A 21,479-nucleotide genomic window follows, 5' to 3' on the forward strand; every position below is an offset into this window, starting at 1 on the left:
TAATGGTCAGTTGGCGGATGCTCACAATGGCAATCTTTGCCCATTCATTCACTTCGGTTGTCGCCAAAGGCCAACTGGCGGAGTGAATCATGGAGTTAAGGCGTTAGCCTTTTAGTTATTTTTTCGTCGCTGAAAGACTAAAAGCCTTACGGCTTAACTCCAAAAATTTTCGCGAAGCGCGCTGCGCGCGCTTGAGAGTTCAGAGATACAGAGATCAGAGATTCAGATAAAAATTGGGGGGGACAACACCACCCGAAACCCCACAAAGTCGTGCCTGAAATGTGGAACGTTCATGTAACGATAGGCGCAACGAACGACCCTCTGATCAATGCCGAACGCCCCGCCACGCAACACACGGGCGTAGTCAGTTCCAGCAGCTAAATTTTCACATTTTGTTTGATAAGGATACCCCTCATAATTGCTTCGGGTCCATTCCCAGACATTGCCGCTCATGTCCAGTAAACCAAAATGATTCGTCCCAGCGCCAAAACAGCCCACCGCGCTGGTGGTGCCAATTCCCGTATCGCCGTAATTGGCGCAATTGGGATCGGTCTTATCGCCCCAGGGATAAATCCGTTTATCACTGCCTCGGCCGGCTTTCTCCCATTCAGCTTCCGAGGGCAGGGTGATTTGCCATTTTTTTTGCCGCTAATTTTTGGGTGTTGATTTTTCCTGGTTGCCAGATATGGATCGGAAATAGTCCTGACGCATGTGGATGTTTTCGTGTTTGTGGTTGTGGTTGTAGAGACGATTCATGAATCGTCTCTACAACCAAAAAATCCACAACATCCACATCAACCACATCCAAATTCAATATTTTTTCATTCAACCATCGACAAAAGGCCAGGGCTTCGTACCAGGTTATACCGACCACTGGGTGGTTGGGCAGATGGAACGGTTCGCCAAAATTTTGTGGCTGAGAACGAGGTTTTTCATCCCCATTGCCTTTCACTTTGCCGTCCTGCCAGATGTTTGCCTGCTTTGCCTCCGGCCAATACTGTGGATTTTGATATCCGCCAGCTTTCACAAATGCCATAAACTGGGCGTTGGTGATGGGATAGCGGCTGATATAGAAATCTGGCAGCGTCAATTTATGTATATGAAATTCTCTATCATCAGCTAAGCTATCCACTTTTTTATCGCTGCCCATCCAGAACTCGCCGGCCGGGATTAGGCACCAAAGAATATCCGGCAGTTCGGTTTTTTCGCGGATCAAAATGCCGACGCCGGGTCGAGGATCGCCGAGTTTAGCCAGGGTGCGGCCGGCTGCGGCGCGTTCGATGGCAGGGAACTTTTCGTTGCGGAGAATAGCGACCAGCCAATTTCTGATCCGCTCCGCCTTGATCCGGTTGCTTTCGCTGAGTCGGCTCAGGTCCGCGGTTTCCACGATCGCCTGTCCAGCCAGATGAGCGCACCAGACCTCGGATAAATCGGGCTGCTGTTTTTCCATTTCTTTGCAGCACAGGGCATCTACCAAAAGCCAGATGGTTGAGGCAGCGCCACGGGCGGCTTTGGCTCCAGCCAGCAGGGTCACTTCGCGCCAGCGATTGGATTCGGCTCGCAGCAGTTCAGCCAGCTTATCCGGGTAATCATGGTCGGTCAGATAGCAGGCCGCCAGATACTCTTGAAAGGTGCGATGCGGAAACGTGTAAATGCCCACCCCACGCGGCAGCAACAGGCCGGCGCGGTGGCTGAGGTATTCGATGAGCCGCGCCGGCTTCACATCCGGATTCTGGCTCAGCTTCATCATGCCCGCCACCAGGTCGTGTTCGGCAATATCGGCGGTGCCGACCAGCTCCGGCTGGGAATGGTGGGCAAGAAATGCCAGTTCATTCAACTGGTCGCGCACGCGCTGGCGATCCACTTTCAGCCATTCAGCCAGGCTGGGCTGCAATACTTTAATCGTGCCATCGGCATCCCGAACGGTCTTGGGGCTTTCCCACCAATCCAGCAGCAGATCCACGGTATCGGCGTACAATTGCTCGCGGCGTTCCGGCAAGCTACCCCCACGCCAGGCATGGAGGCTGGCCATCAGGGTCAGCAATAGCGGTCGTTCGGCCAATGCCAGCAGCCGATCATTGGTCAAGACGGCACGTTTCAATAGCTCTGCCCGGCCTCGAGCGTCGTCCGAATTCAAGCCTCGCAAAACGCCGATGTAGCTGTACCAGCGATCGATAAAGCGTTCAATTTGTCCGGTATTGAATGGCGCCAGGATGGTCTCGGCAAAATCTGGCAGGCGCCAATCCTGCTTCTGATAGGCATAAGTTCGGCTGGTTACCAAAATGCGACAGCGGGGATAAGCCGCTGCGAAATCTTCCACCGCTTGTTTAATCTGCTCTCGGCGTTTATCCGCTTCGGGCACTTCGTCCAATCCATCGAGCAATAGCAAGCCGCCGTTCTTAAGCAGCTCCTGGCGCAAGGGATCGGCGTATTCGGCCAGGGTGGCAGCGGCCAATTCATTGGCAATAAAATCCCACAGGTGTCGTGCGGTGGCTTTGGTCCCGGTGGCGGGCAAGCCGCGAGCGGCAAAATCGCGCAGAATCACCCGAATCGGAATGAGCGCGCCGTGATCCCACTGCTGTGGTTTTTCTTTTTCTTTGTCTTTCTGAGGAATTGGCACGGTGAGCAATGATAGATTGGCCTCCTTCTCGGCCAGCGCTTCGCCAGCAAGGCACATCGCCACAAAATTGACAAAGGTGCTTTTGCCGCTGCCGGGATCGCCCAATACAACGAGATGGCGGTGGCGGTTCAATTGCTCCAGTGCAGAGAGATATTGGGTTTCCCTGTCGATTCCTTTCCCATGCTGCCAGAACTCGTGCGCTTCGGTGGACATGGTCATCAGCGCGGTATAAACCGCATTCAGTTCCAGCCGGGTTTCGGCTTCGCTGGTCGCCTTGGGATCGATGCCAGCCAGATAGAGATATTTGGCGGTCCTGAAAACGTGGCTGAGGTAGGCGTGGCGCAGGGCTGTGACATCGCTGCGTTTTTTGGGGCTGAGGGTTACCCTATTTTTATCGCCGGTAATGATAATGGCGTCCTGAGCCGGGCCATGGATGATAACCTTGCGGTCTTGTTGGGATGCAGAATGGATTGCTTCGGGCTTCGCTTCGATCGGGGCAGCTTTTTTCTTGCTTCTTGTCAATCCAACAATGAAAATAATCGCAGTGCCTCTCCACAGAAGAATTTGAATCAGATCCGCCAGCCCTTGGATGGTTTCGCTCTTCGTTCCAATAAACTTTAGCAGAGGCGCTACCCAGAGGGGAGAAGTCACGGCCGCTGCAACGATTATAACCATCAGCAGCACCAATAAAACCCATTTTTCCTCCATGACGATTCTCCTTCCGATTCCAAAAGCTACTTAAGACGCGGAGCCGTTGGATTCTGAACCAGTTTTCGTTAGCTTAAAACGAACAGTAGTGAAAAACGTGACCGTCACCTTGCAGGTGACAGTCACGTTGCTTGTTATCGGTAGAAATTATCAGCCTTGTGTCGCGCGCTCCAATCGTTTCATCACAGCAAAGATGAAAGCGGCGGACAGCAAGCAGCACGCCACAAGGATTAGCCAGAGCGCCCAGAGTGGAACGATGCCCCACAGGTAGCCAATGACGCTCAATAAGTAATTGCCCAATGCGGTTGCAGCGAACCAGCCGCCTTGCATCAAGCCTTTGTACTGGGGTGGCGCAACGCGGGAGACAAACGAGATGCCCATCGGGCTGAGAAATAGCTCGGCCACGGTTAAGATGAAATAGGTCCAAATGAGCCAATACGGCGAAACAAGCATGTTCTCTGGGGCTACCAGTCCGCCCAGTTCCTTTGGGCTCGGCAAACCGATCGAACCGATCATCAGCACCAGAAATCCCAAAGCCGTAATGATCATACCGATCCCGATCTTGCGCGGCGCCGAAGGCTCTTTTCCTATTTTGTTCAAATAGCCGAAAATTCCCACCACAATCGGTGTCAACGCCACAATGAAGAACGGGTTGAAATGTTGAAATTTTTGAGGCGTGAATGGATTGACTTCGGCATAGCTGGTATAGCGTAGATAAGCCAGAATAGCGAAGCCGACGAACGCGATCGCACCAATGATGCGGGTGATAGCGGCGCTGTTCTTTTTAACCGAGAAATAAAGACCGACGACGGATAGGAAAATGGGGAGCAAGCCGAACAGATCGAACCAGAGATTGGTTGCTTTGCCCACACTGGGCTGCGTGTAATCTCGAGCAAAATAGGTCATGGTCAACCCGTTTTGATGGAACGACATCCAGAAGAAGATCACCACAAAAAATACCAATCCCAGAGCGATCAGTCGCTCTCGAGTCTGCTGCGGTGTGAGGGTGATCATCTGGGCTTTGAGCGTTTCATCTTTGGATTTTTGTTTCTCGGTGACATCGGCATGTTTATAGTACTTGCGAAATCCCCAGAAGATGATCATTGAAGCAATCAGGCTGAAGCAGGCCACGGCGAATCCAAAATGATAGGATCGGCTTAAGGCATTGATGTAGTTTTGTGCGAAATCACCGAGGGTATCCATAGTGACGCTGGCGTCCTGGAGCTGGGCAATGCTCAGAAATTCACTGGCATCTGGCAAGTTGCCCTTCAGGAAATTATTTGCCATTGCTGGGATCCTGGCGTCGTAGTGGAAATTCGCTTTTGATAAGATCCAATTGCTCACTCGTTCAGCGGCGGTCGGCGCAAACATCGCACCGATGTTGATGCCCATGTAGAAAATATTGAACGCGCGATCTCGAAAATTGCTGTATTTCGGGTCGTCGTATAAATTGCCTACCAGGGCCTGGAGATTGCCCTTGAATAGGCCTGTCCCTAAGGCGATGACCGCAAGCGCAGCGATAATCAACCCGAAATTGGTGCCCATTGCGGTCGGTGTCGCCAGCATCAAGTAACCGATGAACATCACCACCAGACCGATACCAATGGTTCTGCCATAGCCCAACACTTTATCTGCGAGAAAGCCACCTAACAGCGGAAAGAAATAGACGAAGAACATGAAAATGCCATAAACCTGGCCAGCTTTTCCTGATGTGAGGCCGTATTTTGCTTGCAAGAACAACACGAAGATTGAGACCATGGTGTAGAATCCGAACCGTTCTCCCATGTTGGCGAAAAATGCCACGAACAAGCCCTTGGGGTGGTTTTTGAACATAAAGTTCCCTCCAGATTGATAAAGTTTCTTTTGATCATTTAGATAAAACCTTTATTGAAATTCCAAATCCCAAAATCCAAATAACAAACTTGTCCGATCCGCGTATATCGGCAATTGGAGTGAAATATCATTCTGAACGACCGCAGGGAGCGAAGAATCTTTTGATTTAAAAAACTAGGTGCGTTTATCGAGGGGATTCTTCGTCGCTTCGTTCCTCAGAATGACATCGTGTCGCCATTCATTCGCTTCGGTTGACGGGGATGGTCTCTCTTGGCGGATGGACAAATCATAAACCTCAATTTTCAAATTTCAAACCAACTCGATCGTTTAGTTACAACCTTTTTGAAGCTGGTAAAATTATCCAATCACCCAATTACCCATTATGCTTTTTAGAATTTATCATTTTCCTTCTTCGAATTGCCTCCAGCCGCATAAAGTCTTTGGCATTGTCATTGCGATCGACCGTAAGTTGGTCGATGGCATGATCGGTGCCTCCGGCGTGGCGGATGACATCGTAGATCGGCTCCCAGACACGGCCAATGCGATATTGCTCTGAAATGCGCAGCACAAGGTCATAGTCCTCGCCGTAGTTGCGGCTGTACTCGCCATCGTTCATGCCGAACCAGCCCAGCTCCCGGATGATCTTGATATGCGCCGATCGCGGCGCGCCCGCACCATTGATACGAAGCAGATTATTTCGGCCGTTCTCCTCGGTCCATTCGTCGTGGGTTACCACTGGAATTTCCTCCATTCGCGTGATCTCACCAGTGGTCTCGTTTTTCTTCCAGACTTCGTAAGAACCGATCACCATTCCGATTCGATCATCGGAATCGAATACTTTCAGAATCTTTTCGATAGCGTCTGGTTTTAAACGATCATCAGAATCGAGTTGCACGTAATATTTGCCTCGCGCAGCCCGCAAGCCCTTATTGAGACAATGGCCGATATTGTTGATGTCCTCGATGATGAGACGAACCTGGGGCTTATTGGGGTTGTATTTCGTTCCGCCCGGCAGATACGGTTTTACACCATTAATGGTTGGATCATCTGGCCCGCCATTGACGACCACGATGACCTCGACGTTTTGCACGGTCTGCGCTTGGACGCTCTCGATGGCTGTCCCAATGAATTCTTCCCGGTTGAACACTGGGATTACCACGCTGGCGATGCAGTCCTTGAATTTCGCCTCTTCTTCTGGGGTATAGGTTATCCGATGATAATTGGCCCCTGGGGCCAGGTAAGCGCCGATGCGCTTCAGATGCTGTGTCACCGCGTCTTCCATTTCGAGCTGGATCGCTTTGCCTGAGATGAGATAATCGAAGACATTCTGCTTCTTTTCGGCTGCGCGGACCAGATAGGCATAGCCGTTTTTAGCTGCGGCAATGTGCACGATTTTGTACCGTTCGGCCACTCTCAAACGCAAATCGTAGAGATGGGCAGCCTGATAGTTCTCATTCAACCCGCCAAGCTGATCCAGAACCCGCTTGGGCAAAAACCAGACTGGGCCAAAATCCATATTGTCTCGCAATCGGCCCTCATGGTAATCCAATAGGTGCACATCCTTCTTCGCGCCGTTGGCATCCTCCAGAGAATAATCCGAATAGACCATGCCGAGATTCGAATGCCGCTGAGCCACTGCCCAAAAGAGCTCCAAAGTGCTCAATCGAAACGTGATCGGCGCGAGCAAATTGTTCACCAATAAAATGTATTGGCCGGTCGCCTCTGACATACCTTGGTTCATAGCTTGTGCTTGATTTTTGAATTCGCCAGGCACGTGGCGAATGCGGGCATCTTTGCTTAAGAAAGGATTTTTCGCATCGCTGCCCCGGCCATCCACAATAAGAATCTCCCAATCCTGATAATTTTGATTGATAATGCTTTCGACAGTCCGATGAAACGTCGCATCATCGTAATTCATTCCCTTCTGGTACATCAAAACAACGCTGATTCGATCCATGCTTTTGCTCCAGTTTCTGACTTTAATTGTACGGTATGAGTGATTAGAATTGAATTTGAGGAATTGGAACCAATTCGATTCCACTGTTATGAAAAACGCCAGCCAAAGATAAAAGTAAAATCTTTTTTTTGCAAGCAAAAAATGTTGGCAGAAGGAAATAATCGACTTCCTTGCTTACGATGTGGATAGCGCAAGCTAACTTAACAAAGGATCAATAGCAAAAGGATAATGCTTGGCTGGATAAAATGGGGTTAGGATTGAAGGATCACCTGACATGGGAAGAGTGATTATGGGAATTCAGAACTGGATCTTGACAACGCGGGTGATAGAGAAAAAATCCAATTGACAACGATAGTTTTTTGCCTTATATTTAGCCAAATTTGAAAAATCAGAAAACGACCAAGGAGTTCATTATATGCCACTGAAAATGATATGGATCTCATTACAAATGATTGTGCTTGGATTGTTGGTTTATAACGCTCAGAGTCGAAGTCGCTATCCAGACTACTTTCCAGAATTGAATAAATATTTCTCCAGCAAATCGCTGGGGGCGAATATTGAAAATGGCAATACAGTCTTCAGGCTATTTGCACCTAATGCATTCAGCGTGACGCTGGTCACATTCGACAGGCATGATGATGCGCAGGGCAAAGAATTTCCCATGAAACGCGATGGAGAGGGTGTCTGGGAATATGCGATGCCGGGCGAGCAATACGGGCTCTATTATGGTTACCGGATCAAAGGGCCGCGCGATCGATTCTCGATGTTCGATCCTTCGATTGTGGTGGCCGATCCATACTCCAAAGCCGTGGTAACCCAAAACCATTACCTTCATCCAGCTAAATCGCTCATCGTCGATACCCGCTACGATTGGGAAGGGGATACATGGATGACCACGCCGATCCGAGATTTAGTGATTTACGAACTCCATGTGCGGGATATGACTGTGCATCCTTCTTCTGGAGTGGAAAAAGCAGGCACTTATCTGGGTTTAGTTGAAGAGGGCAAGACTGGGGGGATCGATTACTTGTTGGATCTTGGGGTCAATGCCGTGGAACTTTTGCCCTGCCAAGAGTTCGCCAATATCGAGCCGCCCTATAATGACAGCAGTGCGTCCATGTTTAATGGCTGGAATCACTATTCGCGGAATCACTGGGGATATATGACGTCGTATTTCTTCGCCCCTGAGTCCTATTACGCTTCAGATGGCAATATGGTGCCAGGTCAATATTGCGGCATCCATGGGCAGCAAGTGAAGGAATTCAAAGATATGGTCAAAGCCTTTCATAAAAAAGGCATCGCTGTGCTGATGGATGTGGTCTATAATCATGTGTCCAATTATGATTTGAATCCATTCAAATACATCGATAAGAAATACTATTTTCGGCTTGATGCCAATGGAAATTTTCTGTCAAAAAGCGGCTGTGGCAATGATTTTATGACTGAGCGTCCCATGGCTCGGCGATTGATCATCGAGAGCGTCAAATATTGGATGACCGAGTATCACATTGACGGCTTTCGATTCGACTTGGCTTATTTGCTTGACGAGGCTACCTGCCAGGAGATCATCGCTGAGGCGAAAAAAATTAATCCCAATGTTTATATCATTGCCGAGCCCTGGGGGGACGGTTATGCGCCAGACTATTTCTCGAGGCTCGGCTGGTCGGCCTGGAACGATAAATTCCGAAACGGGGTGAAAGGACAAAACCCGTTCGACAATCTGGGATTTATTTTTGGCAAATGGGAGCGGGATAACAATCCGCATACCATTCGGCGCTATGTCTCTGGAACCCTCGTCAGCGATGGCGGTCTGTTCCTTGAACCGGGACATGCGGTCAACTATCTGGAATCGCATGACGATCATACGCTTGGGGATTTCATTCGAATTGGAACTGGGGCAGTGAAAGCTGAGGATCGGATCACCGATCTTGTCAAGCATGTGCGACTCTCCGAGCAGCAAATGAAGATCAGCAAACTTGGAGCGCTGTTTCTGATGGTCTCCCAAGGGGTTGTCATGATGGGCGAGGGGCAGGAGTTCGCCCGCAGTAAAGTCATCGCCAAAAGCGATGCGCCGGATCCGCACCAGGGGCAGATCGATCACAATAGCTATAACAAGGACAATGAGACCAATTGGATCAATTATGAGCATCGGGATATCAATCGCGAACTGTACGATTATTATCGGGGGCTGATCGCCCTGCGGAAAGCCCATCCTGCTCTGCGCCAGTCCCAGCGCAAAGATATCCATTTCATTCGCACTCCAGCCGAGTTCGGCCTCGGTTTCTGGATTTCGAGGCGATCGTCTAAAGATACGCATGATGTTCTGGTGCTCATGAATGCAGATCCAACGAAAAAAATCACTTTCAAAATTCCATCTGGGAATTGGTCATTGGTTGTCGATGGAGATCGCGCTGGTCTGGAGGTAATCAAGGACGGAATTTCTGGAGAAATCGAAGTGCCGCAGACAACTGGATTGGTTCTATTAAGAAAGCAGAAAGATTCACGTTAGCCCCCGAATTGGATTTCGAAAGAAAAATTCCAAGACCTGAATCTGGCCAATTTTCCATTAGCAATGCCTCAATCTATTTTCTAAAAAGAATCCCCTGCTCCTTCTAAAAAAAGAGCAGGGGATAGAGTCTGATCTCAAAAGGGAAGCTATTCACTGACCGATCAATTTTCTCAGTGACATTTACTTCAAATTGGATCAATTGAAATACAGGTTCTTAACGATCTCCTGTTTAAGCGCCTCATAGGGCAAAGCACCGACCAGACGCATTTTTGGCACCCCATGATGGAACATCATGATGGTCGGGATGCTCTGCACTTGATACTGCGCAGCGAGATTCGGCTTCTGATCCACATTGATTTTAATCACAATCAATTTCCCTTTGAACTCTCGGGCGATCTTTTCTAACGCTGGGGACACCATCCGACATGGACCGCACCACTCAGCCCAGAAATCGACCACCACTGGGAGCTCGGATTGTTGGATCAATTGATTAAATGATTTTGGCAATTGCTTTTCCACTTATATGACTCCATTTTTGTCCAATTTCAATTCGCCATTTCGGTAATCAATCACCAATTTATTCCCTGGGACAAAATCTCCTTCCAAAATTTTGGTCGAGATTTCATTGATGAGCTCTTTCTGCATGATCCGTTTCAGGGGTCTTGCCCCGAACACTGGATCGTAGCCAGCATCAGCGAAATACTGCTTGGCCGCTTCGGTCATCACAGCATCCAACCCCTGGCGGATGAGCGCGCTGCGAACATGTCGTTCGAATAAGATATCAACGATCGCCTTGATGTTTTCCCGTGTCAACGGATGGAACACGATGATCTCATCAATGCGGTTAAGGAACTCGGGCCGCAATCGCATCCGCAACAGTTGCAATATTTCATCCCGCGTCTGCTGATAGATCTGATCGCGATTGGCTTCGGTCATCGATTGAAACCGCTCCATAATGCGATCCGCACCCAGGTTCGAAGTCATAATAATAATCGTGTTTTTGAAATTGACCACATGGCCCTTGCTATCGGTGAGCCGGCCATCGTCCAGCACCTGGAGCAGGATGTTGAACACCTCAGGATGCGCCTTTTCGATTTCATCCAGCAGCACCACCGAATATGGCTTGCGTCGGATGGCTTCGGTGAGTTGGCCGCCTTCCTCGTAACCGACATAGCCAGGTGGCGCTCCGATTAAGCGCGATACACTGAACTGCTCCATGTACTCGGACATATCGATGCGTACGATGGCGTTTTCATCGTCGAACATGAACTCTGCCAGGGCGCGAGCCAATTCCGTTTTGCCCACTCCCGTTGGCCCGAGAAATATGAACGAACCGATGGGACGATTGGCCTCGCTGAGCCCAGCCCGAGAGCGACGCACCGCGAACGAAACTGCCTCGATCGCTTCATCCTGGCCGACAACGCGCAGCCGCAACCGATCCGCCATCCTTAGGATCTTTTGCTTTTCGCTCTCCAGCATTTTGCTCACCGGGATGCCAGTCCAGCGGGAGACGATTTCGGCGATGTCGTCCTCACCAACCTCCTCTTTCAACAAAGAACCATCTTTATGGAGCTCATCTAATTCTTTGTTGAGAACCTCCAGCTTGCGATTCAGTTCAGTTAACCTTCCATATTTTAATTCCGCAGCTTTGTTATAATCGCCCACTCGTTCGGCTTTTTCTGTGTCGATCCGAACCTGCTCGATCTGCTCTTTCACAGAGCGGATCTCTTTGATCTTTTCCTTTTCGGCCTGCCAGCGCGCTTTGAGCTGAGCGGATTGTTCCTTCAAATTCGCCAGCTCATTTTTGATGCCCTCCAATCGTTCTTTCGATGCCGCGTCTGTCTCTTTTTTCAGCGCTACCTGCTCGATTTCGAGCTGCTTGATGCGGCGCTCGATCTCATCAATCTCTTCGGGCATGGAGTCGATTTCCGTGCGCAATTTGGCCGCCGCTTCATCGATCAGATCGATCGCCTTATCAGGCAGAAATCGCTCACTAATGTAACGATGCGATAAAGTTGCTGCGGCGACAATAGCGGCATCTGAAATCCGGACACCATGGTGCACTTCATAGCGCTCTTTTAAACCGCGCAAGATCGAGATGGTCTCTTCCACCGAAGGTTCATCAACCATTACTGGCTGAAACCGTCGTTCGAGCGCTTTGTCCTTCTCAATATATTTTCGATATTCATCCATCGTGGTTGCACCGATCAGCCGCAGTTCCCCACGCGCCAGCATTGGTTTTAACATATTGCCCGCATCTACTGCTCCCTCGGCAGCGCCAGCACCAACGATAGTATGCAATTCGTCGATGAACAGGATGATGCTTCCCTCTGCTTCCTGGATCTCTTTCAGGACCGCCTTGAGCCGATCCTCAAATTCTCCACGATATTTAGCGCCAGCGATCAGTGCCCCCATATCAAGCTGGATGACCCGCTTGTTTTTCAATCCTTCAGGCACATCCCCGCTAGCAATTCGCTGGGCAATCCCTTCGATGATCGCGGTCTTCCCAACACCTGGATCGCCAACCAGGACTGGGTTATTTTTGGTTCGGCGCGATAATACTTGAATCGCCCGCCGAATCTCATCATCGCGTCCGATGACTGGATCCAATTTCCCTCGTTGGGCCAAATCTGTCAAATCCCGGCCGAATCGTTCCAATGCCTGGTATTTGTCCTCTGGATTTTGATCGACCACGCGCTGGGTGCCGCGGATTTCTTTCAGCACTCGCAAAATGAGATCCTTGTTCACTCCAGCGGATTGAAGGATTGCAGCGGAAGGCGAACCTTTTTCTGCCAAAATCGCCAGCAATAAATGCTCAGTGCTGACGAACTCATCCTTCAATTGCCGCATCTCATTCATCGCCGCATTGAGCACGTTGTTCAATCGCGGCGAAATATAAACGCTCCCTATCGCTCCTGACCCAGAAACACGCGGCAGTTTCCTCAACTCATCTTCAATTCGACTCTGCATCAATCCGATGTTGACACCAATTTTTTTCAAAATCGCCTGCGGAACGCCCTCCGAATCGTCCAATAGCGATTTGAACAAATGCTCAACTTCGATCTGTTGCTGCCCGTGTTCTTGCGCCAGATGCTGAGCGCGCATGACAGCTTCCTGTGCTTTGACTGTAAATTTATCTAATGTCATGAACCATCATCTCCTTTATTTTTTTCGGCATTAAAACAATGGCAAACAATATGCCAGTGTTTTGTAGCAGAAATTTGGCGTGTTTAGTTGGATGAAAATATGTAAATTACTAATGCTGTTTTAGCGGATTCGATCTTGGACCAAAATCAAAACCTTTCTCCCAATACAGCAATTCTGGCAGATAATGAAATATGAATTTGACAAATTGTAAGCAATGCAGGAGAGATGGCTGACACTTTTTATTTTCTCTGTTTGATTTCTTTGCCCTTTGGTAGCGCGAGTTGATAAAATTATCTTTGATAATCAAATCAAAATTCAAAAAAAAACACTTGCCTTTTAATTTTTTTATGCTATCTTAAATATCTCATTTACATCACCAACAATATGGCAAACTTCATGGTTTGACATCATTTTTTGAACGAAAACCGTCATGGTTGTAAATTCAACTGCGTTCTATAAATGATGGAAATTTTGAAGTCAGCTCATCATAATGGCATCGACGATTGAATTAACTGGACGATGGCAAAAGACTGAATCCCTCTATTGCTTGCTGCACGATTTGACGTTTCTAATGTTAGGCTTCCCATGTAAATGACGAACGAAATGATGATGAGCTAGATAGAATTTCAAAAATGTATTCAAAAAAATAAGAACTCAAGGGTCAATCGAACAAAAAATGACATTGGCAATGTTCATTGATCAGCTATTGAAGTTTGCAAATAAGTCCCTGTAAACCCTCTTGCTTCTGTCCAATTTAACATCAATACTGGAGACTGAATATGCAATTTTGGCGTAGACCTCTTGACGCGGATCAGATCAAAGTGCCTCGCGGAGAAATTCATATTGTCCGTGATCGGTGCAAGGGGTGTGGTTTTTGTGTCGAATATTGTCCTCGGGATGTTCTGGAACTTTCGAAAGAATTCAATATCAAAGGATACCATCCGCCCGAGGTAGTGCAACCCGAGGCGTGCGTGCATTGTCAGTTGTGTGAACATCTCTGTCCTGAATTTGCGATCTTTGTGACTTTAAGAGAGGAGGAAACGACCATTGAAAGCTGATCCCATAGGTGTCTTAACTGGAGAGCACTATCTTGATGGCGACCATGCCTGTGCCGAAGGTGCCATAGCTGCTGGTTGCCGATTCTTTGCAGGATATCCGATTACCCCGTCGACAGAAGTCGCCGAACGTTTTGTGGCACGAGCGCCATTTGTGGGAGGGATATTTATTCAGATGGAGGATGAACTTGGTTCGATGGCGGCTCTGATCGGTGCCGCCTGGGGCGGAAAAAAGGCCATGACCGTGACATCTGGTCCGGGTTTTTCATTAATGATGGAAAACATCGGTCTGGCAGCCATGATGGAAACGCCATGTGTAGTCGTGAATGTTCAGCGAGGCGGTCCTTCGACTGGCTTGCCCACTATGGTGGGCCAGCAAGACATGATGCAAGCTCGATGGGGATCTCATGGCGACTATGAAATCATAGCCCTGAGCCCCGCTTCTCCGCAGGAGGCATTTGATTATACCATCAAATGTTTCAACTTGTCAGAAAAATATCGTGTGCCAGTGCTTTTCATGATGGATGAATGTGTGGGACACATGACCGAAAAAGTGGTGATCCCGAGGGCTGAAGAGATTGATCTCTATCCGCGCCGTTTGACTAAGAAGCCACCAGAAAAATATTGGCCTTATGAATATGGCGAGGATTTAGTGCCCGATATGATCGTGGCGGGGACAGGCTATCGAATTCATACGACTGGCTTGACCCATGACGAGCGGGGCTATCCGGTTATGTCGCCTGTGGCCCAGAATAAATTGGTTAAGCGACTTTGTGATAAAATCAGATTAAATGCCGATGATATTATCGAAATTGAAGAAGATCAGACCGACGATGCCGAGGTGATCGTCATGGCGTATGGCATCACCTCTCGGGTGTGCTTACCTGCTGTATTTAAAGCGAGGAAGAAAGGGATTAAGGTCGGCTATATCAAATTGATCACCATCTGGCCGTTCCCGGAAAAACGAGTAAGAGAATTGGCTAGCAAAGTCAAAGCTTTTGTTATGCCTGAGATCAATATGGGGCAGGTAGTACTGGAATTGGAACGCTGCGTCGCAGGCCAAGCAAAAACTTATCATGTCCCTCACGCAGGTGGTTGGGTGCATGATCCCGAGGACATCTATAAAGTAATTGAGGAGGCTGTAAAATGAGCAACGCAAATGCGAATGTGCCGGAACACCCAATGGAAAAATTGTTACGAATGGAACGGATCCCCCATATTTGGTGTCCCACCTGCGGCATCGGAACCGCATTATCCTGTTTCATAACCGCTTTGGAGAAATTTGACTATCCATTGGACAAAGTCGTGGTCGTGTCCGGTATTGGTTGTACGGGAAGGGTCGCTGGATATATCAAGTTGGATTCGTTTCATACAACCCATGGTCGCGCGATTCCCTTCGCGACCGGTTTGAAGCTGGCCAATCCGGAGTTAAAAGTCGTGGTGTTCAGCGGGGATGGCGATTTGGCAGCGATCGGCGGCAATCATCTCATTCATGCTGCCAGGCGCAATATGGATTTGACGGTGATTTGTGTGAACAACTTCATTTATGCGATGACCGGTGGGCAGACAGCACCGACCACGCCACTCACTGCTAATAGCTCCACCGCACCCTATGGCAATAGTGAACCACCATTCAATTTGCCTTTGCTGGTAGGGTCCTGTGGCGCTGTCTACGTGGCCCGCTGGACCGCCCTTCATATCCGGCGACTGGCCAACTCCATCGGCGAAGCGCTAAATAAAAAAGGTTTCTCATTTATCGAGGTGATTGCCCCTTGTTCAACGCTTTATGCTCGACGCAATCGCCTGGGTACCGGGCTAGATCTGATGAAATTCTACCATGATAACAGTGAGATCAGACACGGAGCGCCTTTAGAGGAATTGGATATCGGATTTCAACAGAAAATTATCGTTGGTAAATTTATCGACAGGGAGCGACCGACGTTTCTGGAAAATTGGAACAACTGGCTCTCGCAAAAACTGGGCGATAAGTTTGTACCGTATGGAGTGGCTCCCCAGCAAATGCAGTTGAGAAAAGCCGGGTGAATTAAAAATGGCGAATACCAAACTCCAGATTCAAAATAAATCCAAATTTCAGAGTATCAATCAAGCAGAAAATATGAGGTTGTATCTCTGAAAAATTGGAAATGATTTTACGCTGTGTATTCGAAACGTGAATTTAGGTCGCGAAGAGAATAATATATGATGCACTGGAGGGTATTTTGATATGGCAAAAACCGAAATTCGAGTCTCTGGCTTCGGTGGTCAGGGGGTGATTCTGTTGGGGTATTTGATCGGCAAGGCAGCGGCGCTTCATGCAGGGAAAAACGCCACGCTCAATCAAAGTTTTGGCCCTGAAGCCCGGGGCAGCGCCTGCAGCGCACAAGTCATTGTCGATGATGAGAAGATTCTTTACCCATATCTAACCAAGCCAGATATTCTGATCTGCATGTCTCAAGAGGCCTATACCAAATTTGAACCAGAATTGAAAGACGATGGATTGCTGTTAATCGATGAAGACTTGGTCAAAGAGCCAAAGCAACGTGGCAAAATCAAGATGTATAAAATTCCTGCCACCAGGTTGGCCGAAGAACTGGGACGAAAAATTGTGCTGAACATCGTAATGCTAGGGTTCTTTACTGCAGTTTCCCAGTTGCTCGATCCAGAAGCGGTTCGAAAAACGGTGGAGGAATCCGTTCCCAAGGGCACTGAGGAATTAAACTTGAAAGCCTTTGATAAGGGCTATGAGTATGGCATAAAGCAGGTTGAAGGGAACAAATAAGGGCGATTATAGATAATGATGATCTAAAAATAAAAACTGTCGGAGGCATTCGTGCGAAAAGGTGTCCTGGTCATCGGTGGCGGGATCGCTGGGATGCAGGCGTCACTGGACCTGGCGAACTCGCAATTTCAAGTTTATTTAGTCGAACGGGAGCCTAGCATTGGCGGGAAGATGGCGCAATTGGATAAGACCTTTCCGTCCATGGACTGTGCCATCTGAATTTTAGGCCCCAAGATGATGGATGTCGGTCGACATCCCAATATCAAATTATTTACCAATAGTGAAGTCATCGAAGTTAAGGGACAGGCAGGAGATTTTAGAGTCAAAGTCCTGCAAAAAGCCCGATATGTGGATCCATCCAAATGTACTGCTTGTGGTGAATGTGCCAAAGTCTGCCCCATTGTCGTCCCCAATGAATTTGAAGTAGGCCTCGGAGCCCGCCATGCCATCTATCGTCCTTTCCCGCAGGCTGTTCCCAATGCTTATATCCGAAATGCCGATGATTGTCTTGGCACCTTTCCTTTGGCTTGCGCCCGCTGCGCCGAAGTGTGCGAACGAGATGCCATCGATTATGATGAGCAAGATAAAATTATTGAAATTCCAGTGGGCTCAATTATCGTTGCCACTGGCGTTGAATATTACGACCCACGTGAGGCCAGTGAATTCGGATACACGCGATTCGAGAATGTGGTCACGAGCATGGAGCTGGAACGAATTCTTTCTTCCAGCGGACCGACCCGAGGCGAATTGATCAAATTCACTGATCGCCAGCGACCGAAAGAAATTGCCTTTATCCAGTGCGTCGGCTCTCGCAATATGAAGGCCGATATCCCATACTGCAGCCGCATCTGTTGCATGAATGCCATGAAGGATGCTCTCTTGATTCATGAGCATTTTCCCGAGGCAGAGATGAAGATTTTCCACATCGACATTCGTGCCTTCGGCAAAGGATTTGAGGAATTTTATGCGCGAGCGCTTAATGTCGACAAAATAAAATTCATCAATGCCAAGCCTTCGAAAATCGTTGAAGATCCCGTGAGCGGAAAAACGGTGATCACCTATGAAAATATTCAAACAGGCAAGATCGAGCGGGAATTGGTCGATTTGGTGGTGCTATCTTCGGCGCTAATTCCTTCCACCAAAAGTGGAAAATTGGCAGAAATTCTGGGCATTCAGGTCGATAAAGATGGATTTATCAAACAGCTTGATCCCTGTTCTGACCCATTGGATACAACTCGCGAAGGGATCTATGTAGCAGGCTGCGCCATCAGTCCCAAAGATATCACCGATTCTATTGCCGATGCCTCGGGCGCAGCGATTCGAGCGGCTCGGCATGTCATGGATTGCAGGATCGAGCGAGTTGAAGAAGAGATTCCTCAGATCGATGTCAGCGGCGAGCCACGAATTGGGGTGTTCGTCTGTCATTGTGGAATTAATATTGCGGGCGTGGTGAATGTGCAGCAGGTTGCAAATTATGCTCGCCAGTTAGCCAACGTGGTCTATTGCGACGAGACCATGTTTGCCTGTGCTGCCAGCACCCAGGATGAGATTCAAAAGAAAATCATTGAACATCGATTAAATCGCATCGTCGTAGCCGCCTGTACTCCCAAGACTCATGAGCCGATCTTTCGAGAGACCATTTCCAAGGTGGGATTGAATCCCTACCTATTTGAGATGGTTAATATTCGGGATCAATGTTCCTGGGTGCATCAGAGTGAGCCAGAGGCAGCCACACGCAAAGCCATGGACCTAGTGCGCATGGCCGCAGCCCGAGCTCGTTTGCTGGAACCATTGGAGACCAGGGAGCTCGGTATCCAGCATGATGTGCTGGTCGTTGGAGGTGGTGTCGCAGGCATTCAAACTACTATTGATCTGGCCAGTCGGGGGTTTAAAGTTTATTTGGTCGAAAAAGAGAAGCAGCTCGGCGGCCGAGTGAAAGATCTATCCACAATTTATCCCAGCTATAAACCTGGAACAGAATTGCTGGAAAAGAAGATTAAATTATTAGCGAACCCAAATATCGAGGTGATTACCGACACCGAAATCAAAGGTGTCAACGGCTTTGTCGGCAATTTTGAAGTCACGCTGCAGCAGAAAGACAAGAAAGGCGATGGCAAAAAAACGATCCCAGTCGGAGCAATCGTCATTGCCACAGGCGCCGATCTCTATCGGCCCGAACGGGGTGAATATGGGTACGGGTCATTTACCAATGTGTTCAGCAACGAATTCTTCGAGCAGATGATCTTTCGAGGGGATTATCTCGAAATTGATGGGAAAAAGCCTGAGACCGTGGCCTATATTCAGTGTGTCGGCTCACGAGGTAGCAGCGAGCATGGCAATCCTGGCTGCTCCCGCTATTGCTGCCAGGCGGCGATCAAACAGGCCATTGCGCTGAAGAAGATGGGAATTAACGTCGTAGTGATGCATCGGGATATTCGGGTGTACAGCCGTGGCGCAGAGGAGATGTATCGGGAAGCCCGAGGCATGGGAGTGCTATTCATCCCGTTCGATCTGAGCAGCAAGCCCGAGCTGATTGGCAAGAAAAAAGTCAATACTGTCAAAGTCAAACACGAACGCACGGGGGTTGAATTGGAATTCCCTGTCGATGCGGTAGTGCTGTCGCTGGGCATGGTTCCCCGAGAGCCCGAGAGCAGCTATATTTCAGAATTGCTGAAAATTCCCAGAAGCTCGGATCGATTTTTCATGGAGCGCCATCCCAAGCTCGGACCAGTGGAGACAGCAATGGAGGGGATTTTCCTGGCAGGTTGCGCGCAGGGTCCGAAGGATATTTCGGATTCCGTGTCCCAGGCTTCGGCCGTGGCAGCCAAAGCAGCGGCACTGTTATCAGGCGATACCATCCGTCTGGAACCGATTGTTTCGACTTCACGAGAAAGCCTCTGCCGTGCCTGTGGTAAATGTGTGGGGGTTTGTGAATTCCATGCGCTGGAACTTAGAGAGACCGATGATGGGCGAGTGGTGGTTTTCGTGAATGAGGCGCTGTGCAAAGGCTGTGGCACCTGTGCTTCGGTCTGCCCCACGGGAGCGATCGACATTCGCCATTTCACCGATGATCAGATCGAGGCGCAAATGGAGGCGTTGTTTTGTCAAGTGTGAAATTGAATTTCAATGAAAGAATCTAGAAATTAGTTATGAAAAAAACCGATACGTTTTATAGCAAGATGGCGATTATTCTCTCGGCCATTTTCTCGATTATCCTGATTATTAGACTCAGGAAATGATCAAAGAGGAACCGATTTAAAATCTGAAGGGTTGGCTAAAAAATATCGATTCAGGAGAAGCACCCTATATCCGAAAAGTTGAAAAACTGGAATTTTCTTAAATGAAAAGGAAAAATTTAATCAAAAGGCGTGAGGAAATGGGCTTTGTTTTGGTTAAGCACGGCAAAAGGCATGATTGGAACACTAATCTTAATACGAAGCAATCCCAGCCAGTTCCTCCACATACTGAAATTAATGAGTATTTAGCAAAGTCGATAATTAAAAAGCTTAGTAATGAATAAAGCATGGGCGAAAACGTACTACGGACAAAGGATAATTCACAAATGGCTCAAACGAAAAAATCAAAATCCGACCCAGACTTCGATCCCAAAATCGTCGCCTTCTGCTGCAACTGGTGCAGCTATCCTGCTGCTGATGGCGCAGGGGTGAATCGAATTCAATACCCACCCAATGTGCGGATTATTCGAGTCATGTGCGGCGGCAGAGTCAATCCATCGTTTGTGTTGAAAGCATTGGAACTGGGCGCTGATGGCGTCCTGGTCGCTACTTGTCATTTTGAGGATTGCCATTACATGTTTGGCGCCCGCCGTGCGGCGGAGAATTATCAAAAGTTAGAAAGGATGCTGCATCTGGTCGGAATCGAAAAAGGACGGGTTCGATTGGAATGGGTCTCGGCGGCCGAATCGCCTAAATTTGCCCGTGTTGTGAACGAACTGATCAACGACGTCAAAAAATTGGGCCCAAGTCCGCTGCGAAAATCGGCACCGAGCAGGATGATTGAAATCCCAATCGAGACCGAAGAAGCTGCTGTGGCTTAGTCCAATGGGCAATTGGACTCAATTCGAGTCTAAAGGTAATTAGGTAACTGGGTAATTGGAATTGATAAAGTCTTAGCAGCATGGATGTTTGATTAGCATATTTTTAATTTGATATTCTAAAAATGAAAGCCATTTTGATAAGCCGAATTAATAACCATCTGAATTGTGAAAAGAAATAAATATGCCAGCTATCAGTGAGATTATTCGCCAGACCCGAGCCTACTACTGCCTCGATTGCGGAAAATGTACGGGCGTCTGTCCCGTCGCCAGGATCAATCAGACCTTCTCGCCCCGATCGTTATTGATGCGCTGCGTGCAAAAGGATGAGAGTTCATTGCTGAAAGATAGTGCCTTATGGGAATGCCTGACCTGCGGCCGCTGCGAGATTCATTGTCCATCGCAAATCCAATACATCCACTTTATGCGGGATGTGCGCTCGCTGTCGCTGAATACTGGAGCCAAAGCCGAATGCAGCCACGGCGGGGCATTTCATTCCCTGATGCGAATCATGACCGCCAATGAGCTGAAACAACAGCGCATGGATTGGATTCCTGGTAATTTGAAAACCTTGAAAAAAGGAGAGATCGTCTATTTTGTCGGCTGCGCCCCGTATTTTGATGCGTATTTTTCGGATCTCAAAGTCGATTCCATCAATTCAGCCATTGGAACGATAAAATTGTTAAATAAAATTGGCATCACGCCAGCGATTCTGGCGGATGAACGCTGCTGCGGCCATGATTTGCTGTGGAGCGGCGACGTGGATAATTTCAAAAAGCTGGCCGAGCATAATCTCAGAATCATTGAGGAAGCTGGT

Annotated in this window: 16 protein-coding genes; 10 read left to right on the forward strand and 6 right to left on the reverse strand. The window is 48.5% G+C overall.

Features of this window, described 5'->3' with window-relative positions; genetic code table 11:
• Nucleotides 1-222 precede the first annotated feature (222 nt).
• The 4 genes from ONB37_15130 to ONB37_15145 all read right to left on the reverse strand — a co-directional run bounded on the left by ONB37_15130 (nt 223) and on the right by ONB37_15145 (nt 7,118).
• Nucleotides 223-573 carry a formylglycine-generating enzyme family protein gene (locus tag ONB37_15130; GenBank protein MDZ7401487.1) on the reverse strand — a complete coding sequence of 117 codons (351 nt, stop codon included), beginning with the start codon at nt 571-573 and terminating at the stop codon, nt 223-225.
• A 34-nt stretch (nt 574-607) separates the two neighbouring features.
• On the reverse strand, nt 608-3,328 hold the full coding sequence (locus ONB37_15135; GenBank protein ID MDZ7401488.1) for an SUMF1/EgtB/PvdO family nonheme iron enzyme: 2,721 nt from the start codon (nt 3,326-3,328) through the stop codon (nt 608-610).
• A gap of 150 nt (nt 3,329-3,478) precedes the next feature.
• A complete protein-coding gene (locus tag ONB37_15140; protein ID MDZ7401489.1) occupies nt 3,479-5,161 on the reverse strand; it encodes a peptide MFS transporter in 1,683 nt (560 codons plus the stop codon).
• 373 nt (nt 5,162-5,534) lie between these two features.
• Nucleotides 5,535-7,118 carry a glycosyltransferase gene (locus ONB37_15145; GenBank protein MDZ7401490.1) on the reverse strand — a complete coding sequence of 528 codons (1,584 nt, stop codon included), beginning with the start codon at nt 7,116-7,118 and terminating at the stop codon, nt 5,535-5,537.
• 415 nt (nt 7,119-7,533) lie between these two features.
• Between ONB37_15145 and ONB37_15150 the strand changes: the two genes are divergently transcribed.
• Nucleotides 7,534-9,627, forward strand: a complete 2,094-nt coding sequence (locus ONB37_15150) for an alpha-amylase family glycosyl hydrolase (GenBank protein MDZ7401491.1) — start codon at nt 7,534-7,536, stop codon at nt 9,625-9,627.
• A 195-nt stretch (nt 9,628-9,822) separates the two neighbouring features.
• On the opposite strand, the gene trxA is transcribed toward ONB37_15150, so the two are convergent.
• Nucleotides 9,823-10,146, reverse strand: coding sequence for a thioredoxin (gene trxA, locus ONB37_15155; protein ID MDZ7401492.1), 324 nt, complete (start codon nt 10,144-10,146; stop codon nt 9,823-9,825).
• Nucleotides 10,147-12,774, reverse strand: coding sequence for an ATP-dependent chaperone ClpB (gene clpB / locus ONB37_15160; protein ID MDZ7401493.1), 2,628 nt, complete (start codon nt 12,772-12,774; stop codon nt 10,147-10,149).
• Between the two features lie 779 nt (nt 12,775-13,553).
• Here clpB and ONB37_15165 point away from each other — a divergent pair.
• The 9 genes from ONB37_15165 to ONB37_15205 all read left to right on the forward strand — a co-directional run.
• Nucleotides 13,554-13,832: a 4Fe-4S binding protein gene (locus ONB37_15165; protein ID MDZ7401494.1), complete on the forward strand. Its 279-nt coding sequence runs from the start codon at nt 13,554-13,556 to the stop codon at nt 13,830-13,832.
• Nucleotides 13,822-14,979: a 2-oxoacid:acceptor oxidoreductase subunit alpha gene (locus tag ONB37_15170; protein ID MDZ7401495.1), complete on the forward strand. Its 1,158-nt coding sequence runs from the start codon at nt 13,822-13,824 to the stop codon at nt 14,977-14,979. The genes ONB37_15165 and ONB37_15170 overlap by 11 nt, the downstream gene beginning before the upstream one ends.
• On the forward strand, nt 14,976-15,872 hold the full coding sequence (locus ONB37_15175; GenBank protein MDZ7401496.1) for a thiamine pyrophosphate-dependent enzyme: 897 nt from the start codon (nt 14,976-14,978) through the stop codon (nt 15,870-15,872). Before ONB37_15170 ends, ONB37_15175 begins: the two co-directional genes overlap by 4 nt.
• Before the next feature lie 181 nt (nt 15,873-16,053).
• On the forward strand, nt 16,054-16,608 hold the full coding sequence (locus ONB37_15180; GenBank protein ID MDZ7401497.1) for a 2-oxoacid:acceptor oxidoreductase family protein: 555 nt from the start codon (nt 16,054-16,056) through the stop codon (nt 16,606-16,608).
• Between the two features lie 51 nt (nt 16,609-16,659).
• Nucleotides 16,660-16,827: an FAD-dependent oxidoreductase gene (locus ONB37_15185; protein MDZ7401498.1), complete on the forward strand. Its 168-nt coding sequence runs from the start codon at nt 16,660-16,662 to the stop codon at nt 16,825-16,827.
• 15 nt (nt 16,828-16,842) lie between these two features.
• Nucleotides 16,843-19,722, forward strand: coding sequence for an FAD-dependent oxidoreductase (locus tag ONB37_15190; GenBank protein ID MDZ7401499.1), 2,880 nt, complete (start codon nt 16,843-16,845; stop codon nt 19,720-19,722).
• A gap of 226 nt (nt 19,723-19,948) precedes the next feature.
• Nucleotides 19,949-20,128 (forward strand): type II toxin-antitoxin system HicA family toxin, encoded by a 180-nt coding sequence (locus ONB37_15195; GenBank protein ID MDZ7401500.1) that lies wholly within the window; start codon nt 19,949-19,951, stop codon nt 20,126-20,128.
• Between the two features lie 42 nt (nt 20,129-20,170).
• Complete coding sequence (locus ONB37_15200; GenBank protein MDZ7401501.1) at nt 20,171-20,665, forward strand: hydrogenase iron-sulfur subunit; 495 nt, start codon at nt 20,171-20,173, stop codon at nt 20,663-20,665.
• A 181-nt stretch (nt 20,666-20,846) separates the two neighbouring features.
• Nucleotides 20,847-21,479, forward strand: a 633-nt coding sequence (locus ONB37_15205; protein ID MDZ7401502.1) for a (Fe-S)-binding protein, incomplete at its 3' end; no start/stop codon positions are given.

It is taken from the genome of candidate division KSB1 bacterium (genome assembly GCA_034506395.1).
Classification (GTDB): Bacteria; Zhuqueibacterota; Zhuqueibacteria; order Thermofontimicrobiales; family Thermofontimicrobiaceae; genus Thermofontimicrobium.

Bases quoted from the DNA above. Each gene is read 5' to 3' on its own strand.
- ONB37_15180 (MDZ7401497.1), top strand. From the start codon at position 16,054: ATGGCAAAAACCGAAATTCGAGTCTCTGGCTTCGGTGGTCAGGGGGTG.
- ONB37_15135 (MDZ7401488.1), bottom strand. From the start codon at position 3,328: ATGGAGGAAAAATGGGTTTTATTGGTGCTGCTGATGGTTATAATCGTT.
- ONB37_15150 (MDZ7401491.1), top strand. From the start codon at position 7,534: ATGCCACTGAAAATGATATGGATCTCATTACAAATGATTGTGCTTGGA.
- ONB37_15140 (MDZ7401489.1), bottom strand. From the start codon at position 5,161: ATGTTCAAAAACCACCCCAAGGGCTTGTTCGTGGCATTTTTCGCCAAC.
- ONB37_15165 (MDZ7401494.1), top strand. From the start codon at position 13,554: ATGCAATTTTGGCGTAGACCTCTTGACGCGGATCAGATCAAAGTGCCT.
- ONB37_15175 (MDZ7401496.1), top strand. From the start codon at position 14,976: ATGAGCAACGCAAATGCGAATGTGCCGGAACACCCAATGGAAAAATTG.
- ONB37_15190 (MDZ7401499.1), top strand. From the start codon at position 16,843: ATGATGGATGTCGGTCGACATCCCAATATCAAATTATTTACCAATAGT.
- clpB (MDZ7401493.1), bottom strand. From the start codon at position 12,774: ATGACATTAGATAAATTTACAGTCAAAGCACAGGAAGCTGTCATGCGC.
- ONB37_15195 (MDZ7401500.1), top strand. From the start codon at position 19,949: ATGAAAAGGAAAAATTTAATCAAAAGGCGTGAGGAAATGGGCTTTGTT.
- ONB37_15200 (MDZ7401501.1), top strand. From the start codon at position 20,171: ATGGCTCAAACGAAAAAATCAAAATCCGACCCAGACTTCGATCCCAAA.
- ONB37_15145 (MDZ7401490.1), bottom strand. From the start codon at position 7,118: ATGGATCGAATCAGCGTTGTTTTGATGTACCAGAAGGGAATGAATTAC.